The sequence below is a fragment of the Azospirillum thermophilum genome, from assembly GCF_003130795.1.
GTDB classification, from domain to species: Bacteria; Pseudomonadota; Alphaproteobacteria; order Azospirillales; family Azospirillaceae; genus Azospirillum; species Azospirillum thermophilum.
This window is the reverse complement of the sequence record NZ_CP029353.1, coordinates 221,768-239,833: the sequence shown is the minus strand read 5'-3', so window position 1 is coordinate 239,833 and position 18,066 is coordinate 221,768. Positions and strand designations below refer to the sequence as shown.

The window sequence follows — 18,066 nt, the reverse complement described above, 5'->3', positions numbered from 1 at the left end:
CTGTAACTTTTCAGACACACAGATAAGCCATTGAAAAACAACAGAAATCTAGATCTGCCGTATTAGTGGACCATATGATGCCTATGAATACATCACTGTGCCCATTGCCGACGCACAAAAAAGAAGGGCGGTGGCCGAAGCCACCGCCCCCCTCTTCGAAACGACCAGGCGTTGATTAGAACGCCAGGACCGAACGGACCATGACGACGTTGCCCTTGTCGTCGCGGTCGACGGTCGCGGTCGACAGGTCGGTGTCGACCTTGAAGTAGTCGTACTGAGCCTGCAGGGTCAGGCCCGGAGCGACGGTGTAGCCGACGCCCACTTCGACGACCTGCAGCTTGCGATTGCCACGGATGGCGACATCGCCGGCGTCCTTGCCTTCCTTGTAGTTGGCACCGACGACGATCGGGCCCGTGGCGTACTGCACGCCGGCGGTCCACACGCGGGCCGACTCGGTGAACAGGCCGGTCACGTCGTTCTGGCCCGACTTGCCGTAGTCGAGGTAGCCACCGCCGACGGTGAAGCCGGCGTAGCCGACCTGGGCGCCGACCTGCCAGGCGTTCAGGTTCTTGAGGTTCGTGCCGGCGACGTCGTCGGCGGCCTTGCCCCAGAAGTAGCCGGCGCTGGCCTTGAAGTCCACGCCACCGAAGTTGTTGACGTAGTTGGCGCCAACCTCGACCAGGTCGGTGAAGGTGGTGTTGTAGTTGCTGCTGATGACCGGCTTCACGCGGTTGACGTCGGTGTTCGAGCTGTCGTTCCGCGGGGTGTAGCTGAAGCCGGCCTGGAACCCGGCGAAGCGCGGGGAGATGTACACGAGCTTGGTCGCGTTGTTCTCGACCGTCAGCGACTGGGCCAGCAGGCTGCCGTTCAGGGAAGCCAGGCCACCACCGATGTCGGCGCCGCGGAAGAGCGGGGCGTTGCCGGTGGCGGCGCCGCCGATCCAGGCGGTCACGCCGTCATAGATGCCGAGCGGCAGGTAGTCCTGCGGAGAGGTGATGTAGGTCTGGTCGTTGAAGGAGTTGACCACACCCAGCTGGACCTGACCGAAGGTGCCCTGCGCGAAGATGTACGCGCGGTCGTTGTCGGTGGTGCGGCCGGCGCTGCCGCCGCCAACCGAGCGCAGACGCAGGCGGGCGCCGTACTCGAGGCCGTTGTCGGCCTTGGCGGTCGGGGTGACGACCAGACGCATGCGGTTGCGGAACTCGGTCGAGCGCAGGCCCTGGTCACGGTCCTGATCGACGAAGCCGGCTTCGAAGTAGGCGTCGCCGCCGACCTTGACTTCAAACTTGGCCTGGGCGTTGGCGGCGCCAGCACCCAGGGCGAGGGCAACGGCGGCGGAGCCAGCCAGCAGATAACGGTTCATGATTGTTGCCTCCATCCTGGCAGCAGATGTTTCAGCCTGGTTGACATCCTGGCTGATGCTTTCGTACGCACCGCAGCCCGAACCAGCAAGCCGGAAATGGCGAAGAATGCTGCAATGGGGGGACAGTGTGTCTGACGCACCACAGTTTTCCGCCCGCCGGCACCCGTTGGCGGCCCTTATATAAAGGTGTGCCGCAACAGCGCGGACGCCGCCGCAAAATGCCGGGCGTGAGCGGGGCAGCGCATCCGCTGTTGCGCATGGCGGTGTTTTTATGGTCTTTTCACCGGCACTCCGCGCTATTCGCGCGCGCGGTACCCCCTTGATCTCGACCCGGGTCCCATCACCATGCGCCGCTCTTTCCCCGTCCGCCTCGTTCCTGCAATGCTGGCCGCTTCGCTCGCCGTGGCCGGCTGCTCCAGCTGGGGCGGCCAAACCGAAACGGTCGAGGAGCAGATCAAGAAAGAGTACAAGTTCGGCAGCCTGCTCGGCACCGAGGGCGGCATCAACCTGTTCGGCAAGAACAAGCGCGGCGGCGACCAGGATGCCGCGGCCAACGGCATCGGCGTCAACAGCTTCCTGTGGCGCGCCTCGCTCGATACCCTGTCCTTCATGCCGATCGCCTCGGCCGATCCCTTCGGCGGCGTGATCCTGACCGACTGGTACTCCCCGCCCGACACCCCGAACGAGCGCTTCAAGGTCAACCTCTACATCCTCGACCGCCAGCTCCGCGCCGACGGCGTGCGGGTCGCCGTGTTCAAGCAGCAGAAGGTCGGCAACGACTGGCGCGACACCTCCGTCGGCGCCGACACCGCCAGCACTCTCGAGGACGCGGTGCTGACCCGCGCCCGCCAGCTTCGCGTCGCGCAGAACGCCGCCGCGCGCTGAGCGCCGCGGCACTTCTTCCGACGAAAGCCTAACCAACGGGAAACGGCGTCGCGATCATGTCGCGTTACAATGTCAAGGAAACCGAGGCGAAGTGGCAGGGCGTGTGGGAGCGGAAGGGCTGCTTCACCGCGCACGAGGACACGAGCCGGCCGAAATACTATGTGCTGGAGATGTTCCCCTATCCGTCGGGGCGCATCCACATGGGGCACGTCCGCAACTACACCATCGGCGACGTGATCGCGCGCTTCAAGCGCGCCAAGGGCTTCAACGTCCTGCACCCGATGGGCTGGGACGCCTTCGGCCTGCCGGCGGAGAATGCCGCGCTGGAGAAGAAGGTCCATCCCGCGGCCTGGACGCGCGAGAACATCGCGACCATGCGCGCCCAGCTCAAGACGATGGGCCTGTCCATCGACTGGGACCGCGAGGTCGCCACCTGCGACGTGGAGTATTACCGCCACGAGCAGAAGATGTTCCTGGACTTCCTGAAGGCCGGGCTGGCCTACCGCAAGGAGTCCTGGGTCAACTGGGACCCGGTGGACAACACCGTGCTGGCCAACGAGCAGGTGATCGACGGCCGCGGCTGGCGCACCGGCGCCCTGGTCGAGAAGCGCAAGCTGTCCCAGTGGTTCCTGAAGATCACCCACTTCGCCGACGACCTGCTGAAGGGGCTCGAGTCGCTGGACCGCTGGCCCGAACGCGTGCGCCTGATGCAGGAGAACTGGATCGGCAAGTCCACCGGCGTGCGCTTCCGCTTCGAGGTCGCCGGCCGGGCGGACGGGCTGGAGGTCTTCACCACCCGGCCTGACACGCTGTTCGGCGCGTCCTTCGCCGCCATCTCCCCCAACCATCCGCTGGCCGCCGAGCTGGCCGCCGGCAACCCCGAGCTGGCCGAGTTCATCGCGGAGTGCAACCGCTCCGGCACCAGCGAGGAGGCGATCGAGACGGCGGAGAAGCGCGGCTACGACACCGGGCTCAAGGTCGTCCACCCCTTCGATCCCGACTGGACCCTGCCGGTCTATGTCGCGAACTTCGTGCTGATGGAATACGGCACCGGCGCCATCTTCGGCTGCCCGGCGCACGACCAGCGCGACCTCGACTTCGCCCGCAAGTACGGCCTGCCGGTGCGGCCCGTCGTCATCCCCGAGGACGCCGATCCGGCCACCTTCGCGGTGGGGGACGAGGCCTATACCGGCCCCGGCGTCCTGCGCAACTCCCGCTTCCTGGACGGGCTCGACGTCGAGTCGGCCAAGCAGGAGGTCGGCCGGCGCATGGAGGCGGCGGGGCAGGGCGAGCGCACCACCCAGTACCGCCTGCGCGACTGGGGCGTGTCCCGGCAGCGCTACTGGGGCTGCCCGATTCCGGTCATCCACTGCCCGGATTGCGGCATCGTGCCGGTGCCCGAGTCGGATCTGCCGGTCGTCCTGCCCGACGACGTCACCTTCGACAAGCCCGGCAACCCGCTGGACCACCACCCGACCTGGAAGCACACGACCTGCCCGACCTGCGGCAAGGCGGCGGTGCGCGAGACCGACACCTTCGACACCTTCATCGAGTCGAGCTGGTATTTCGCCCGCTTCTGCTCGCCGAAGGTGGAGACGGCGGCCTTCACCCGCGGCGCGGTCGATTACTGGCTGGGCGTCGACCAGTACATCGGCGGCATCGAGCATGCCGTCCTGCACCTGCTCTACGCGCGCTTCTGGACGCGGGCGCTGAAGACCTGCGGCTACCTGAACCTGGAGGAGCCCTTCACCGGCCTCTTCACCCAGGGCATGGTCAACCACGAGACCTACAAGGACGCCGCGACCGGCGCCTGGCTGGCGCCGACCGACCTGAAGAAGGCCGAATCGGGCGATCTGGTGCGCGCCGACACCGGCGCCCCGGTGGTGGTCGGCCGCGTCGAGAAGATGTCCAAGTCCAAGAAGAACGTGGTGGACCCGGCACACATCATCGGCACCTACGGGGCCGACGCCGCCCGCCTGTTCATGCTGTCCGACAGCCCGCCGGAACGCGACCTGGAATGGACGGAAGCCGGCATCGACGGCGCCTGGCGCTACATCAACCGCCTGTGGCGGATGATCACCGAGGCGCCGGCCCTGCCGCCGGCCGGCACGCCGCTCCCCGCCGGCCTGAGCCCGCGGGCGGAGCAGGCCCGCCGCCTGATCCACAAGACGATCGCCGGCATGTCGGAGGATCTCGACAAGTTCCGCTTCAACAAGGCGGTCGCCCGCGTGCGCGAGCTGACCAACGCGCTCGGCGAGCTCGACGGCTCGGGCGAGGGCGAGGCCTGGGTGCTGCGCGAAGGGTTCGAGGCCACCGTCCGGCTGGTCGGCCCGATGATGCCGCATCTGGCGGAGGAGCTGTGGGTCCAGCTCGGCCACGACACGCTGCTGGCCGACGAGCCCTGGCCCGAGGCCGACCCCGCCCTGGTGGTGGAGGACAGCGTCACCATGGCCATCCAGGTCAACGGCAAGCTGCGCGCGACGCTGGAACTGCCGCGCGACATGGCGAAGGACGCCGCGGAGCAGGCCGCTCTCGGCGATCCCAACGTGCAGCGCGCGCTGGACGGCAAGCCGGTGCGCAAGGTCATCGTCGTCCCGAACCGGGTGATCAATGTCGTCGTCTGACCGGAACAGCATCCGCCGCCGCCCGGGGCAGGGGCTTCGCGCCCTGGTCCTGGTGGCGGCTTCCCTGGCGGCCTCCGCCTGCGGCTTCCAGCCCCTCTACGGCGGTGCCGGAGTCGGGGCCGGCGCGGCGGAGAAGCTGAACACGGTCGAGATCGCGCCCATCCCGGACCGCGAAGGCCAGAAGCTGCGCAACCTGCTGATCGACCGCTTCTACGAATCGAGCCGGCCGGGCAACCCGCGCTACCGGCTCGACACCTCGCTGACGGCCTACGAACAGAAGCTGGCGCTGCAGAAGGATGCCTCGGCCATCCGCGCCCAGCTTATGGTCACCGCCCCCTACCGTCTGGTCGACACCGCGACGGGGCAGGTGGTGTTCCAGTCCAGCGCCCGGTCGATGATCAGCTACAACATCCTGGAACAGCATTACGCCGGCCTGCTGACGGTCGAGAATGCCTATGACCGGGCGTTGTCCGAGATCTCCAACGACATCACCACCCGCGTCGCGATGTTCCTTGGCCGCGGCTCCTGACCGCGGCGGGCGGAGACCGCTCCCGTGAAGCTTCAAGCCAAGGCGATCGACGGTTTCCTGCGGCGCCCGGATCCAAAGGTCCGGGCGGTGCTGCTCTATGGTCCCGACGCCGGCCTGGTGCGCGACCGCGCCCTGACGCTCGGCCGTACCGTCGTCCCCGACCTGTCCGACCCCTTCCGTGTCGCCGAGTTCCTCGGTCGCGCCATCGCCGACGATCCCGCCCGGCTGACCGACGAGGCCGCCGCGATCTCCTTCACCGGCGGGCGCCGGCTGATCCGCGTGCGCGATGCCGAGGACAACTGCGCTGCCGCCTTCACCGCCTTCCTGGACTCGCCGCCGCCCGGCGACAGCCTCGTCGTGGTGGAGGCCGGCGACCTCGGCACCCGGTCGAAGCTGCGGCTGCTGTTCGAAGGGGCGGAGACCGGGGCCGCCATCCCCTGCTATGTCGAGGAGGAGGCGTCGCTCGGCCGCGTCATCGCCGACATCCTGCAGGAGCACGGGCTGACCGCCGATCAGGAGGCGCTGTCCTTCCTCGCCGGCAATCTCGTCGGCGACCGCATGGTGGCGCGCGGCGAGATGGAGAAGCTGGCTCTCTATATGGGCGACGCCAAACGTGTCCGGCTTGAGGATGCCGAGGCCTGCATCGGCGACAGCGCCGCCCTGTCGATGGACGAGCCGATCTGGGCCGCCGCCGACGGTGATTTCGCGACGCTCGACCGCTCGCTCGGCCGGCTCTTCGCCGAGGGAACCTCGCCGGTGCCGATCCTGCGCGGGGCGCAGCGCCATTTCCAGCGCCTGCAGCTGATCGCCGCCCAGGTGGCGGCCGGCAAGCCGGCGGAGGCCGCGGTGGACGCCATCCGCCCGCCGGTGTTCTTCAAGCTGAAGACCCGGCTGGTCGGCCAGGCACGCCGCTGGTCGCTGCCGCTGATCCGTCAGGCGCTGGAGCGCCTGGTCGAGGCCGAGGCCGACTGCAAGCGCACCAACATGCCCGACCAGACCATCTGCGCCCGCGTCCTGTTCCAGCTCTCCTCGCTGGCGCGGCGGTAGGGGGCGGGCGGTCCCCGCGACCCGGGGCCGGATCGCGGGGCGCTCGTCCATCCTTACTTGGCCGCCAGCAGCTCCGGCACGCGCAGCAGCACGAACTCGTTGTGGTCGTTCTGCCCGATGGCCCGGCCGCTGGAGAAGGGCAGGTTGTTGTCGTTGCCGACGATGATGTGCTCGGCGTCCACCACGTCGACATTCTCGATGGTGAAGAAGGGGAAGGTCAGCGTGCCGTTCCGGTCGCCGAGGCGGGCGAGCTTCTTCGGATCCCGCATGTCCATCAGGTCGATATAGCCGACCTTCTTGACGAAGCCGTCCGCGTCGGCCTGCGAGAAGTCGATCTTGTAGACCCGCTTGAACTTCGCCGTCACGTTGAAGCAGTCGGGCTTCGGTTCGCCCTGGCAGGCCTTCGACGGCTCTCCTTCCAGGTTGTCGCGCTCGATGATCAGGCCGGTGGTGGCGTCGATCATGTTGAAGTCGCCGATGGCGTGGCCGTTGACCTCCAGCTTGTACTTCCAGCTCTTGCCGGTGAAGCTGTTGCTCGCCACGTCGAACTCGGCGATGCGCAGGAACTCGCGGCCCTCATGGGTCTCCGGTGCGTTGGCCTCGGGGTTCCACAGGGCGCCTTCCAGCAGGGGATAGAGCGTCTTGCCGTCCGGCGAGGCTGCCATGCCCTCGAACCCCTTGGAGCGGCGCGCCTCGAACATCACCGGACCGGGAGCGCCGGGGGTGCCGACGGCGTAGTGGTCGGGCGAGCGCACCGGCTTGCCGCCGATCACCGTCTCATGCACCGACAGCACCTTGCCGGTCTTGTCGGTGACGATGACGTAAGGACCGAACTCGTCGCCGAAATAGAGCCTGTCGCCGACCGGCTGCACGCTCTCGATGTCGAAGTCGGCGCCGGTCAGGTAGCGTTCCCTGGTCGCCTCGGTGGTGATCAGGAAGGGCACCTTGCGGTCGGGATCGCGCAGGAAGATGGTCTCCAGCCGTTCGACGCTGCCCTTGGCCCAGTCGATCTTCAGGCGGTGCAGCATCAGCATGGCGTCCGGCGAGTTGGCCTTGCTGCCGAAGCCGTTGTCGGTCAGCACGAGGAACTCGCCGTTGCCCAGAGACTTGATGCCGGAGAAGCCCTGCACCGGCTGCCCCTCGAAGGGCAGGCTGATCCCGGTCCTGCGCGGCACGCCCGGCGCCGACAGCGAGGTCACCCCCTCGATGCCGCCGATCTGGTCGACGCGCTTGCGGGTGTCGGCGGTGAACTTGCCCGAGGTCTTCAGCATCTCCGGTGCATCGGCCGGGGCGGCGACGAAGCTCTTGGCGTCGAGATAGGCGTGGCCGTCGAGACTGGCGGGAAAGGCCTGCTGCGCGTTGGCGGTGCCGCAGGCCAGGGCGGCGGTCGCCAGCCCGGCGAGGCAGAGTGCCCGGAAGCTCTTCATCGTTTGTCCCTCTCTGGTTGGCCGGGTCCTGCGGACCCGGCGCCGCCTGTTTAGGGACGGTCGATGACAGGCTCTTTGCAGCCGGATGACAGTTTTCCGGCGGCCCGGCTCAGCCTTCGCCGCCCAGCCGCCGCAGCACGTCGTCGAGCTGGTCCAGCGTCTGGTAGTGGATGGTGATGGTCCCGCGCTTGCCCTGGGGGTTGATCGCGACCTTCAGCCCGATGCGGGCCGAGATCTCCTCCTCCAGGTTCACCAGATCGACGTCGCGCAGCGCCGAATCGGCGGCGGGTCCGGCGGAGGCCTTCTTCGCCTTGCCGGAATCGCCGCGCATCAGCTCCTCGGTCTGGCGGACGTTCAGGCCGCGCTTGACCACCTCGCGGGCGACCGATGCCGGGTCGGACGCGGTCAGCAGGGCGCGGGCATGGCCCGCCGTCAGCGCGCCGTCCTGCACCATGCTCTTCACCGGGTCGGGCAGGGCGAGCAGGCGCATCATGTTGGCGACGTGGCTGCGGCTCTTGCCGACGGCCTTCGCCAGATCCTCCTGCGTGTGGTCGAACTCCTCCATCAGGCGGCGGTAGCCTTCCGCCTCTTCGAGAGGGGTGAGGTCCTGGCGCTGGATGTTCTCGATCAGCGCGATCTCGAGCGCCTCGCGGTCGCTGAGGTCGCGGATGACCACCGGCACCTCGTGCAGCCCGGCGATCTGCGCGGCGCGCCAGCGGCGCTCGCCGGCGATCAGCTCGTAGCTGTTGGCATCGTCGCCGTCGCGGCGGACCAGCAGCGGCTGCAGGATGCCCTTGTCGCGGATCGACTCGACGAGGCCCTGGATCGCCTCCTCGTCGAACTTGCGCCGCGGCTGGTAGCGTCCGGGGTGCACGAACTCGATCGGCACCTGCTTCGACTGGCGGACCTTGTCGAGCGCGGTGTAGTCCTCCGTCGCCTCGCCGAACAGGGCGGACAGGCCACGGCCCAGGCTGGAGCGGCGGGCGCCGCCGGTCTCGGATTTCTTCGCGTCCTCGATCATGCGCTCAGTCTCTTCTCACGGCGCAGCACCTCGCCGGCCAGGTGGATGTAAGCCTGCGCCCCCGAACAGCGCATGTCGTAGAGCAGCACCGGCTTGCCGTGCGACGGTGCCTCCGAGACCTTCACGTTGCGGGGATGACCGTGTCATAGACCTTCTCCCCGAAGAAGCCGCGGACGTCGGCAGCCACCATGTCGGAGAGGTTGTTGCGCTTGTCGAACATCGTCAGCACGACGCCGTGGATGTCGAGCCCCGGGTTGAAGCTGCGCTTCACCCGCTCGATGGTCCGGACGAGATGGCTGAGGCCTTCCAGCGCATAGAATTCACACTGCAGCGGGACCATCACCGCATGGGCGGCGACCAGCGCGTTCAGCGTGAGCAGGCCGAGCGCCGGCGGGCAGTCGATCAGCACGTAATCATATTCCAGCGCGCTGCGCTCCACCGCCTCGCGCAGGCGGAACTCGCGGCGGTTGGCGCCGACCAGCTCGATCTCGGCGCCCGACAGGTCGACCGAGGAGGTGATGACCGACAGGTTGGGCACGGCGGAGACGACGGCGGCATCCTGCAGGGCGAGGCCGTCGAACAGCACGTCGTAGATGCCGACCTTGCGCTCCGACCGCGGAATGCCGAGGCCGGTGGAGGCGTTGCCCTGCGGGTCGAGGTCGATGACCAGAGCGCGCTTGCCGATGGCGGCGAGCGCGGTCGCGAGGTTGATGGTGGTGGTGGTCTTGCCGACGCCGCCCTTCTGGTTCGCAACAGCGATCACGCGGGCGGTGGAACCGGTGGCAACGGACATGTCTGCCTCTCGGAAAGCCTGGCTTTTGGCCTGGAGGTGAGAAGAGGGCGGAGTCGCGGGCTTAGGCACGATCGATCCCACTCACACGCAGGATGGTTCCGGTCGGGTCGCTGCGGCTGTCAAAACGTTCGGCCCGCATCTTCCAAGATTTGGTGGTATCGGTCAATTCCTCCTCCACATTTTGGCCTTTGAGGAAGAGGCCTGTTCCGCGGTTTCCCAGGAAGGGATAGGCCCAGCCGATCAGGTCCGCCAACGGCGCCAGGGCGCGGGCGGTGACCACGTCCGCCTCGATCGGCGGCACCGTCTCGATCCGCTTGTTGTGCACCGTCACCAGCGTACCGGTCAGCCGGGCGGCCTCGCGCAGGAACGCCGCCTTGCGGGCGTCGCTCTCGATCAGGTGGACCTCGGGCACACCGAGCAGGGCGAGCACGAGGCCGGGGAAGCCGGCACCGCTGCCGAGATCGACCAGGACGCGCGTCTGCGGCGGCAGCAGCGGGAAGAGCTGGGCGGAGTCGAGGAAGTGGCGCTTCCAGACGTCGGGGAGGGTGGAGGGGCCGACGAGGTTGATCTTCGGCTGCCACTTGCGCAGCACCGCCTCATAGGCAGCCAGCCGCTCCACTGTTTCACGTGAAACACCGGTGGCGTCCTGGAAGCGCGTCGCGTCGAACCCGGTCATCAGATCGCCACCTTCAGATCGCGCCGCTTGACGTGGCGCAGCAGGGCGACCAGCGCCGCCGGCGTCATCCCGGAATACGCGCCGCCGCCCCAGCGTCGCAGGACGGGACTGCTTCAGCTTCTGACGGATTTCCGCTGACAGGCTGCCGATCCTGTCCGGATCCAGATCCTCCGGCAGCTCCAGCGCCTCGTCCTTGCGGAAGGCGCGGATGTCGGCCTCCTGCCGGTCGAGGTAGCCGGCATATTTGCCGTCGATCTCGATCTGCTCGACGATGTCCGCCGGGATCGCCGCCAGCTCCGGCCACAGGCGGGTGAGGGTGGCGAGGTCGATGTCGGGATAGCGCAGCAGGTCGGCCACGGTGCGGCGCACGCCGTCCTGGTTGACCGGCACCCCCTGGCGCAGCAGTTCGGCCGGCGTGGCGTTCAGCGAGCGCACCAGTCCGCGGGCCGCCGACAGGGCCGCCTCCTTGGCGCCATAGGCATCGCGACGCTGCGCGCCGACACAGCCGATGGCGAGCCCCTTGGGCGTCAGCCGCTGGTCGGCATTGTCGGCACGCAGCAGCAGGCGGTACTCGGCGCGCGAGGTGAACATGCGGTAGGGCTCGTTGGTGCCCCGGCTGATCAGATCGTCGATCAGCACGCCGATATAGGCGTCGGCACGGTCGAGAACGAAGCTGCGTCCACCGCCACCCGCCGCCAGCGCGGCATTGATCCCGGCCATCAGCCCCTGGGCCGCCGCCTCTTCATATCCGGTGGTGCCATTGATCTGGCCTGCGAAGAACAGGCGGGCGACCCGCCGGGTCTCCAGGGTCGGCTTCAGTTCCCGCGGATCGACATAGTCATACTCGATGGCATAGCCCGGCCGCAGCATCACCGCCTTTTCCAGACCCGGCATGCTCTTGATGATGCCGAGCTGCACGTCGCGGGGCAGGGAGGTCGAGATGCCGTTGGGATAGACGGTGTCGTCGTCCAGCCCCTCCGGCTCCAGGAAGATCTGGTGGCGCTCCTTGTCGGCGAAACGCACCACCTTGTCCTCGATCGACGGGCAATAGCGCGGGCCGGTACCGGTGATCTGGCCGGAGTACATCGGGGCACGATGCAGGTTCCCGCGGATCAGCGCATGCGCGTCCGGCGTCGTCCAGGTGATGGCGCAATCGACCTGCGGCGTGTCGATCCGCTCCGTCAGGTAGGAGAAGGGCGGGGGCGGCAGGTCGCCCGGCTGCTTCTCCAGCGCGTTCCAGTCGATGGTCTTGCCATCGAGGCGCGGTGGCGTTCCGGTTTTCAGCCGGCCGAGCGGGAAGCCCAGTCGGGCGAGCGTGTCGGACAGGCCGATGGAGGGCGCCTCGCCGACCCGGCCGGCCGGCACGCGCTCCTCGCCGATGTGGATCAGGCCGCGCAGGAAGGTCCCGGTGGTCAGCACCACCGCACCGGCGCCGATCGTCTCGCCGGCCGCGGTGACGACGCCGCAGAGACGGCCGTCCTCGTCCAGGTGAAGGTCTTCCGCCCGCCGGCCTCGATCCACAGATTCTCCTGCCCGGCGAGCAGGGACTGCATGGCCTGCCGGTAGAGCTTGCGGTCGGCCTGGGCGCGCGGTCCGCGGACGGCCGGGCCCTTACTGCGGTTCAGGATGCGGAACTGGATGCCGCCGCGGTCGATGGCCTTGGCCATCACGCCGTCCAGCGCATCGATCTCCCGCACCAGATGCCCCTTCGCCAGCCCGCCGATGGCGGGGTTGCAGGACATCTCACCGATGGTTTCGACCTTGTGGGTCAGCAACAGCGTGCGGGCGCCCATGCGCGCGGCCGCAGCCGCAGCCTCGCATCCGGCATGTCCGCCGCCGACAACAATGACATCGAATGTGCGCATGGGCGGGACCATACCCGAAGCGGCCCCGCCACGCCAAGTCCGGCGTCCGGGATCCGGGCGGTCTCACCGATGTTTCACGTGAAACAGCGGCCCTACTTGCCGATGCAGAAGTCGCGGAAGATCACGTCCAGCAGGTCCTCGACATCGACGCGCCCGGTGATGCGGCCGAGCGCCCGGCTGGCCAGCCGGACATCCTCCGCCGCCAGCTCCGGCAACGGCGCAGCGAGGGCCCGCAGCAGGGCCTCGCAGCACTCCTCCAGCGCGGCGCGATGGCGGGCGCGGGTCAGCGCGGGCGCACCGCTGCCGGCGAGCCGGTCGGCGGTGAAGGTGGTCAGCACCGCTTCCAGCGTCGCCAGCCCGGCCCCGGTGCGGGCGGACAGGGCGACGGCAGGATGTCCGGCGACGGTGACCGCCGGCGGCTCCGCCAGATCGGTCTTGTTCAGTACGACCACGGTGTCCGCGTCGACCAGCGCCAGGGTGGCGGGGTCGAGGGCGGGCAGGGCGGTGGCGTCGAACACCGCCACCTTCACATCGGCGCGGGCCGCCCGGTCGCGCGCCCGGCGGATGCCTTCCTCCTCCACCTCGTCGGCCGCCGCCTCGCGCAGTCCGGCGGTATCCGCCAGCACCACGGGATAGCCGCCGAGGTCGAGATGCACCTCGATCACGTCGCGGGTGGTGCCGGCACGGCTGGAGACGATGGCCGCCTCCCGCCGGGCGAGGGCGTTCAGCAGGCTCGACTTGCCGGCGTTGGGGGCGCCGACGATGGCGATATGCAGCCCCTCACGCAGCCGCTCGCCCCGTCCGCCATCGTCGAGATGCGTCCGGATCCCGGCCGCCAGCGTCTCCAGCACCGGACGCACCGCATCGGCGACGCCGCCCGGCAAGTCCTCCTCGGGAAAGTCGATGGCCGCCTCGATGTGGGCCAGCGCGCGGGTCAGCCGCTCCCGCCAGCCGTCATAGAGCCGGCCGAGCATGCCCTCCATCTGGCGCAGCGCCTGGCGCTTCTGCGCCGCCGTCTCGGCATCCACCAGATCGGCGACCGCCTCGGCCTCCGTCAGGTCCAGCTTGCCGTTCTCGAAGGCGCGGCGGGTGAACTCGCCCGGCTCGGCGATGCGCAGGCCGGGCAGGGACGCCAGCACCTCCACCACGCCGGCAACCACCGCGCGGCCGCCATGCAGATGAAGCTCCACCACATCCTCGCCGGTGAAGCTGCGCGGCGCGGCGAAGCGCAGCACCATCGCGCGGTCCAGCAGCTCGCCGCCGACGGGGTGGCGCAGGGCGGCAAGCGTCGCCTCGCGCGGGCGGGGCAGCGGCTTGCCGGGCGTCAGGGCGGCCAGGGCCCCGGCGGCGCCGGGACCCGAAATGCGAACCACCGCCACACCGGAACGTCCGGGGGCGGTGGCGAGGGCGAAGATCGTTGCGGTCATCGCATCCGGTCGGGTTGAGGTCCGCTCACGCCGGGCTCAGCCCTGCTGCTCCGGCCGCAGGGTCTGCTGGTCGGGGGTCAGCATCAGCCGCTCGACCCGCCTGCCCTCGACGAGGTGAATCTGCAGGATGTCCTCGATGTCGGCGTTGCTGTGGAAGCTGTACCAGATGCCTTCCGGGTAGATCACCATGGTCGGCCCCAGTTCGCAGCGGTCGAGGCAGCCGGCGGAATTGATCCGGATGCGGCCATCGAACCCCAGCTCCCGCGCACGGGCCTTCATATAGTCGCGCAGCTTCTCCGACCCCTTGGCGGCGCAGGAGCCGCGCCGGTTCCCATCGGGCCGGCGGTTCGTGCAGACAAAGACATGCGCTTCGAAATACGGCTTCGGATCGCTCACTTTCGTCCTTCCTGTCCCATGGCCGCGGCCATCTGGTTCCAGAACATCTTCTGCATCTGCTCCATGCCCTGGATGCCCGCCGGCAGCCAGGTCTTCAGCATGGTTTCCGGGTCCATCGCCTGAAGGTTGGCGCGCATCCGCTCCTGGATCTCCTTCATCATGGCGTCCTGCATCGGCTTCACGTCCGGCAGGCCGAGGAAGTGACGGGCCTCGTCCGGCGTGCAGTCGATATCGATGGTGATCTTCATGGGATCGCCTCCCGTCTGTCGAAGGGGTCGGAGGGCGGGCAGACCTGCCGGGAAGGCGGGTCGGCGCCAGGGCTTCGGGCCGGAGCCTATATGCCAGAAACTTTATGGTTGAGCCGTGCTGCGGCTCATGACCCACTATACAGATAGGAGGCACTGGTGCAACGCCACCTCCGCGCCACGTTATTGCCCGACGACGCAATCCTGGACAAAGACCATGGCGGCCAACCTTCTGGGTCTGGAGACCAGCCCCTACCTGCTGCAGCACAAGGACAACCCGGTCCACTGGATGCCGTGGGGGAGGCGGCCTTCGCCCGCGCCCGGGCCGAGAACAAGCCGGTGCTGCTGTCGGTCGGCTATGCGGCCTGCCACTGGTGCCACGTGATGGCGCATGAGAGCTTCGAGACCCCCGCCATCGCCGGGCTGATGAACGAGCTGTTCGTCAACATCAAGGTGGACCGGGAGGAGCGGCCGGACGTCGACCACATCTACCAGTCGGCGCTCGCCCTTCTCGGACAGCAGGGCGGCTGGCCGCTCACCATGTTCCTGACGCCCGACGGCGAACCCTTCTGGGGCGGCACCTATTTCCCGCCCAGCCAGCGCTACGGCCGGCCCGGCTTCCCCGACGTGCTGCGCGGCGTGGCCGAGGCCTACCGGAGCGAACCGGAGAAGGTCGTCCGCAACGTCACCGCGCTGAGGGAGGCGCTGTCGGGCCTGGCGGAGAACCGCTCCGCCGGGACCATCGACCTCGCCGTCCTGGACCAGGTGGCGGAGCGGCTGGTGCGCGAGGTCGACCCTGTCCACGGCGGCATCGGCCATGCGCCGAAGTTCCCGCAGGTGCCGCTGTTCGAGCTGCTGTGGCGGGCGTGGCAGCGCACCGGGCGCGAGCCCTACCGCGAGGCGGTGACCAGCACCCTGACCCACATGGCCCAGGGCGGCATCTACGACCATCTCGGCGGCGGCTTCGCCCGCTACTCGGTGGACGAGCTGTGGCTGGTCCCGCATTTCGAGAAGATGCTCTACGACAATGCCGAGCTGCTCGACCTCATGACGCTGGTCTGGCAGGAGACGCGCGACCCGCTGCTGGAGACGCGCATCCGCGAGACGGTCGGCTGGCTGCTGCGCGAGATGATCGCCGAGGGCGGCGGCTTCGCCGCGACGCTCGACGCCGACAGCGAGGGGGAGGAGGGCCGCTTCTATGTCTGGACGGAGGGGGAGATCGACCGGCTGCTCGGCGCCGACGCCGCGCTGTTCAAGCAGGTTTACGACGTCACCCGCCACGGCAACTGGGAAGGCCACACCATCCTGAACCGGCTCCACCGTCTGGAGCTGGCCGACCCGGCGACCGAAGCCAGGCTCGCCGCCAGCCGCGCCGTCCTGCTGGCGGAGCGCGCGGGCCGCGTCCGGCCGGGCTGGGACGACAAGGTGCTGGCAGACTGGAACGGCCTGATGATCGCGGCGCTGACCCATGCCGGGCTGGCCCTCGACGAGCCGGAGTGGATCGCGGCGGCGCAGCGCGCCTTCGCCTTCGTGCGCGACCGTCTCGGCCGGGACGACCGCCTCAGCCACAGCTGGCGGGCCGGGCAGGCCAAGCATCCCGGCATGCTGGACGACTACGCCCACATGGCGCGCGCCGCGCTCGCCCTGGTCGAGGCGACCGGCGATGCGGCGATGCTGGAGCAGGCGCGGCGCTGGGTCGCGGTGCTCGACCGGCATTTCTGGGACCGCAAGGCGGGCGGCTACTTCTTCACCGCCGACGATGCCGAGGGGCTGATCGTCCGCACCAAGTCCGCCCATGACAGCGCCACCCCAGCGGCAACGGCACCATGCTGGCCGTGCTGGCGACGCTGTTCCACCGCACCGGCGAGGACGCCTGGCGCGAGCGGGCCGAGGCGCTCGCCGCCGCCTTCTCCGGCGAGCTGGCGCGCAACTTCTTCCCGCTGCCGACCTTCCTCAACGCGGTCGAGCTCCTGGCCGAGCCGGTGCAGATCGTCATCGTCGGCCCGCCCGACGCGGCGGAGACGGCAGCGCTGCGCCGGACGGTGCTCGGCCGCTCCATCCCCAACCGCATCCTGACCGTGCTGCCGCCGGGGACCGGGCTTCCCGCCGGACATCCGGCGCGGGGCAAGGGGATGCAGGACGGCCGGCCCACCGCCTATGTCTGCCGGGGCATGACCTGCTCGGCCCCGGTGACCGACAGCGCCGGGCTCGACTCCGCCCTCGCCGCGCGCTGACGCCCCATCGGAAGAGACCGCCATGGCAAGCCTGACCGTCCCAAGCCCGCTCGGCGACCTCACCGTGACCAGCGACGGCGGCGCCATCGTCGCGGTGGACTGGGGACGGGCGGTGCGCGAGGAGCCCGACGCGCTGCTCGCCGAGGCCGCCCGGCAGCTCGACGCCTATTTCACGGGACGGCTGCACGGCTTCGACCTGCCGCTGGCGCCGAAGGGCTCGCCCTTCCGCCAGCAGGTCTGGGCGGCGATGCTGGCGATCCCCTATGGCGGGACGCTCAGCTACGGCGACGTCGCCCGCGCGCTCGGCAGCGCACCGCGGGCGGTCGGCGGCGCTTGCGGAGCCAACCCGATCCCCATCATCATTCCCTGTCACCGGATCCTGGGGTCCGGCGGATCGGCCGGCGGCTATTCCGGCGGGTCGGGGCTGAGGACCAAGGCGTGGCTGCTCGATCTCGAACGGCGCCACGCCCCGGCCGCGGCGGCCCCGGCAATGATCCAGCCGGCCCTGTTCTGACCGGTCCCGCAATCCGAGACATCAGGGGATTCCATCGTCATGGTCCATGCCATCCGCATCCACGAGCACGGCGGACCCGAAGTGCTGCGCTGGGAGGAGGTCGAGGTGGGCGAGCCCGGCCCCGGCCAGGTGCGCCTGCGCCAGACCGCCGTCGGGCTGAACTACATCGACACCTATCACCGCTCCGGCGTCTACAAGCTGCCGTCCTTCCCCGCCGTGATCGGCATGGAAGGGGCCGGCGTGATCGAGGCGGTCGGGCCGGGCGTCACCACGCTGAAGGTCGGCGAGCGCGTCGCCTATGCCGCCAACCCGATGGGCGCCTATGCCGAGGCGCGGCTGATGCCGGAGGACCGGCTGGTGCCGCTGCCCGAATGGATCGACGACCGCCAGGCCGCCGGCATGATGCTGCAGGGGATGACCGCGCAGTTCCTGCTGCGGAGCTGCTACGTCGTCCAGCCGGGCGACACCATCCTGGTGCAGGCGGCGGCCGGCGGGGTGGGGCTGCTGCTCTGCCAGTGGGCCAAGCATCTCGGCGCCACCGTGATCGGCACCGTCAGCACCGACGAGAAGGCGGAGCTTGCCAAGGCGCACGGCTGCGATCACCCGATCGTCTACACGCGGGAGAACTTCGTCGCCCGGGTGAAGGACATCACCAACGGGCAGGGCGTGCCGGTGGTCTATGACGGGGTGGGCCGGACCACCTTCATGGACGGGCTGGACTGCCTGCGGCCGCGCGGGCTGATGGTGCTGTTCGGTGCGGCCTCCGGCCCGGTGCCGCCGCTCGACCTCCAGGTCCTGGCGGCCAAGGGCTCGCTCTACGTCACGCGCCCGACGCTGTTCGTCTATACCGCCAAGCACGAGGATCTGATGGCGAGCGCCGCCGACCTGTTCGGTGCCGTTCGGGCGGGCGGCGTCGAGATCCTGGTGCGCCAGACCTACCCGCTGCGCGAGGCGGCCGAGGCCCACCGGGCGCTGGAGTCGCGGCAGACCACCGGCTCGACGGTGCTGCTGCCCTGAGGA

At 69.2% G+C, this 18,066-nt stretch carries 13 protein-coding genes and 3 pseudogenes; 7 read left to right on the top strand and 9 right to left on the bottom strand.

Features of this window, described 5'->3' with window-relative positions; genetic code table 11:
* Positions 1–175: 175 nt before the first annotated feature.
* Positions 176–1,363: a porin gene (locus DEW08_RS07165; RefSeq protein ID WP_109325750.1), complete on the bottom strand. Its 1,188-nt coding sequence runs from the start codon at positions 1,361–1,363 to the stop codon at positions 176–178.
* Between the two features lie 345 nt (positions 1,364–1,708).
* Here DEW08_RS07165 and DEW08_RS07160 point away from each other — a divergent pair, with 345 nt between their 5' ends.
* From DEW08_RS07160 to holA, 4 genes are read left to right on the top strand one after another with little or no spacing between them, the layout of a single operon-like run.
* A complete protein-coding gene (locus tag DEW08_RS07160; RefSeq protein WP_109325749.1) occupies positions 1,709–2,248 on the top strand; it encodes a DUF3576 domain-containing protein in 540 nt (179 codons plus the stop codon).
* A gap of 56 nt (positions 2,249–2,304) precedes the next feature.
* A complete protein-coding gene (gene leuS, locus DEW08_RS07155) occupies positions 2,305–4,872 on the top strand; it encodes a leucine--tRNA ligase (protein ID WP_109325748.1) in 2,568 nt (855 codons plus the stop codon).
* Positions 4,859–5,401, top strand: a complete 543-nt coding sequence (gene lptE / locus DEW08_RS07150; RefSeq protein WP_109325747.1) for an LPS assembly lipoprotein LptE — start codon at positions 4,859–4,861, stop codon at positions 5,399–5,401. Before leuS ends, lptE begins: the two co-directional genes overlap by 14 nt.
* A gap of 24 nt (positions 5,402–5,425) precedes the next feature.
* On the top strand, positions 5,426–6,448 hold the full coding sequence (holA, locus tag DEW08_RS07145) for a DNA polymerase III subunit delta (RefSeq protein ID WP_109325746.1): 1,023 nt from the start codon (positions 5,426–5,428) through the stop codon (positions 6,446–6,448).
* A gap of 53 nt (positions 6,449–6,501) precedes the next feature.
* Here holA and DEW08_RS07140 read toward each other — a convergent pair whose 3' ends face one another.
* The 8 genes and pseudogenes from DEW08_RS07140 to DEW08_RS07105 all read right to left on the bottom strand — a co-directional run bounded on the left by DEW08_RS07140 (position 6,502) and on the right by DEW08_RS07105 (position 14,301).
* Positions 6,502–7,875: an esterase-like activity of phytase family protein gene (locus DEW08_RS07140; protein ID WP_109325745.1), complete on the bottom strand. Its 1,374-nt coding sequence runs from the start codon at positions 7,873–7,875 to the stop codon at positions 6,502–6,504.
* Positions 7,876–7,984: 109 nt separating this feature from the next.
* The gene (locus DEW08_RS07135; protein ID WP_109325743.1) at positions 7,985–8,896 is read right to left on the bottom strand and encodes a ParB/RepB/Spo0J family partition protein; all 912 of its coding nucleotides are present in this window, start codon (positions 8,894–8,896) and stop codon (positions 7,985–7,987) included.
* A pseudogene (locus DEW08_RS07130) lies at positions 8,893–9,689 on the bottom strand (ParA family protein). The gene DEW08_RS07135 and the pseudogene DEW08_RS07130 overlap by 4 nt, the downstream one beginning before the upstream one ends.
* A 61-nt stretch (positions 9,690–9,750) precedes the next feature.
* Complete coding sequence (gene rsmG, locus DEW08_RS07125) at positions 9,751–10,365, bottom strand: 16S rRNA (guanine(527)-N(7))-methyltransferase RsmG (protein ID WP_109325742.1); 615 nt, start codon at positions 10,363–10,365, stop codon at positions 9,751–9,753.
* Positions 10,365–12,230, bottom strand: a pseudogene (gene mnmG / locus DEW08_RS07120) (tRNA uridine-5-carboxymethylaminomethyl(34) synthesis enzyme MnmG). The gene rsmG and the pseudogene mnmG overlap by 1 nt, the downstream one beginning before the upstream one ends.
* Positions 12,231–12,322: 92 nt before the next feature.
* On the bottom strand, positions 12,323–13,657 hold the full coding sequence (gene mnmE / locus DEW08_RS07115) for a tRNA uridine-5-carboxymethylaminomethyl(34) synthesis GTPase MnmE (protein ID WP_109325741.1): 1,335 nt from the start codon (positions 13,655–13,657) through the stop codon (positions 12,323–12,325).
* 36 nt (positions 13,658–13,693) lie between these two features.
* The gene (locus DEW08_RS07110; protein WP_109325739.1) at positions 13,694–14,053 is read right to left on the bottom strand and encodes a (2Fe-2S) ferredoxin domain-containing protein; all 360 of its coding nucleotides are present in this window, start codon (positions 14,051–14,053) and stop codon (positions 13,694–13,696) included.
* A complete protein-coding gene (locus tag DEW08_RS07105; RefSeq protein ID WP_109325723.1) occupies positions 14,050–14,301 on the bottom strand; it encodes a DUF6489 family protein in 252 nt (83 codons plus the stop codon). The genes DEW08_RS07110 and DEW08_RS07105 overlap by 4 nt, the downstream gene beginning before the upstream one ends.
* Positions 14,302–14,515: 214 nt before the next feature.
* Between DEW08_RS07105 and DEW08_RS07100 the strand changes: the two are divergent.
* From DEW08_RS07100 to DEW08_RS07090, 3 genes and pseudogenes are all read left to right on the top strand, one after another.
* A pseudogene (locus DEW08_RS07100) lies at positions 14,516–16,532 on the top strand (thioredoxin domain-containing protein).
* Positions 16,533–16,554: 22 nt separating this feature from the next.
* A complete protein-coding gene (locus DEW08_RS07095; RefSeq protein ID WP_109325714.1) occupies positions 16,555–17,046 on the top strand; it encodes a methylated-DNA--[protein]-cysteine S-methyltransferase in 492 nt (163 codons plus the stop codon).
* A 39-nt stretch (positions 17,047–17,085) separates the two neighbouring features.
* Positions 17,086–18,063, top strand: coding sequence for a quinone oxidoreductase family protein (locus DEW08_RS07090; RefSeq protein ID WP_109325713.1), 978 nt, complete (start codon positions 17,086–17,088; stop codon positions 18,061–18,063).
* Positions 18,064–18,066: the final 3 nt, after the last annotated feature.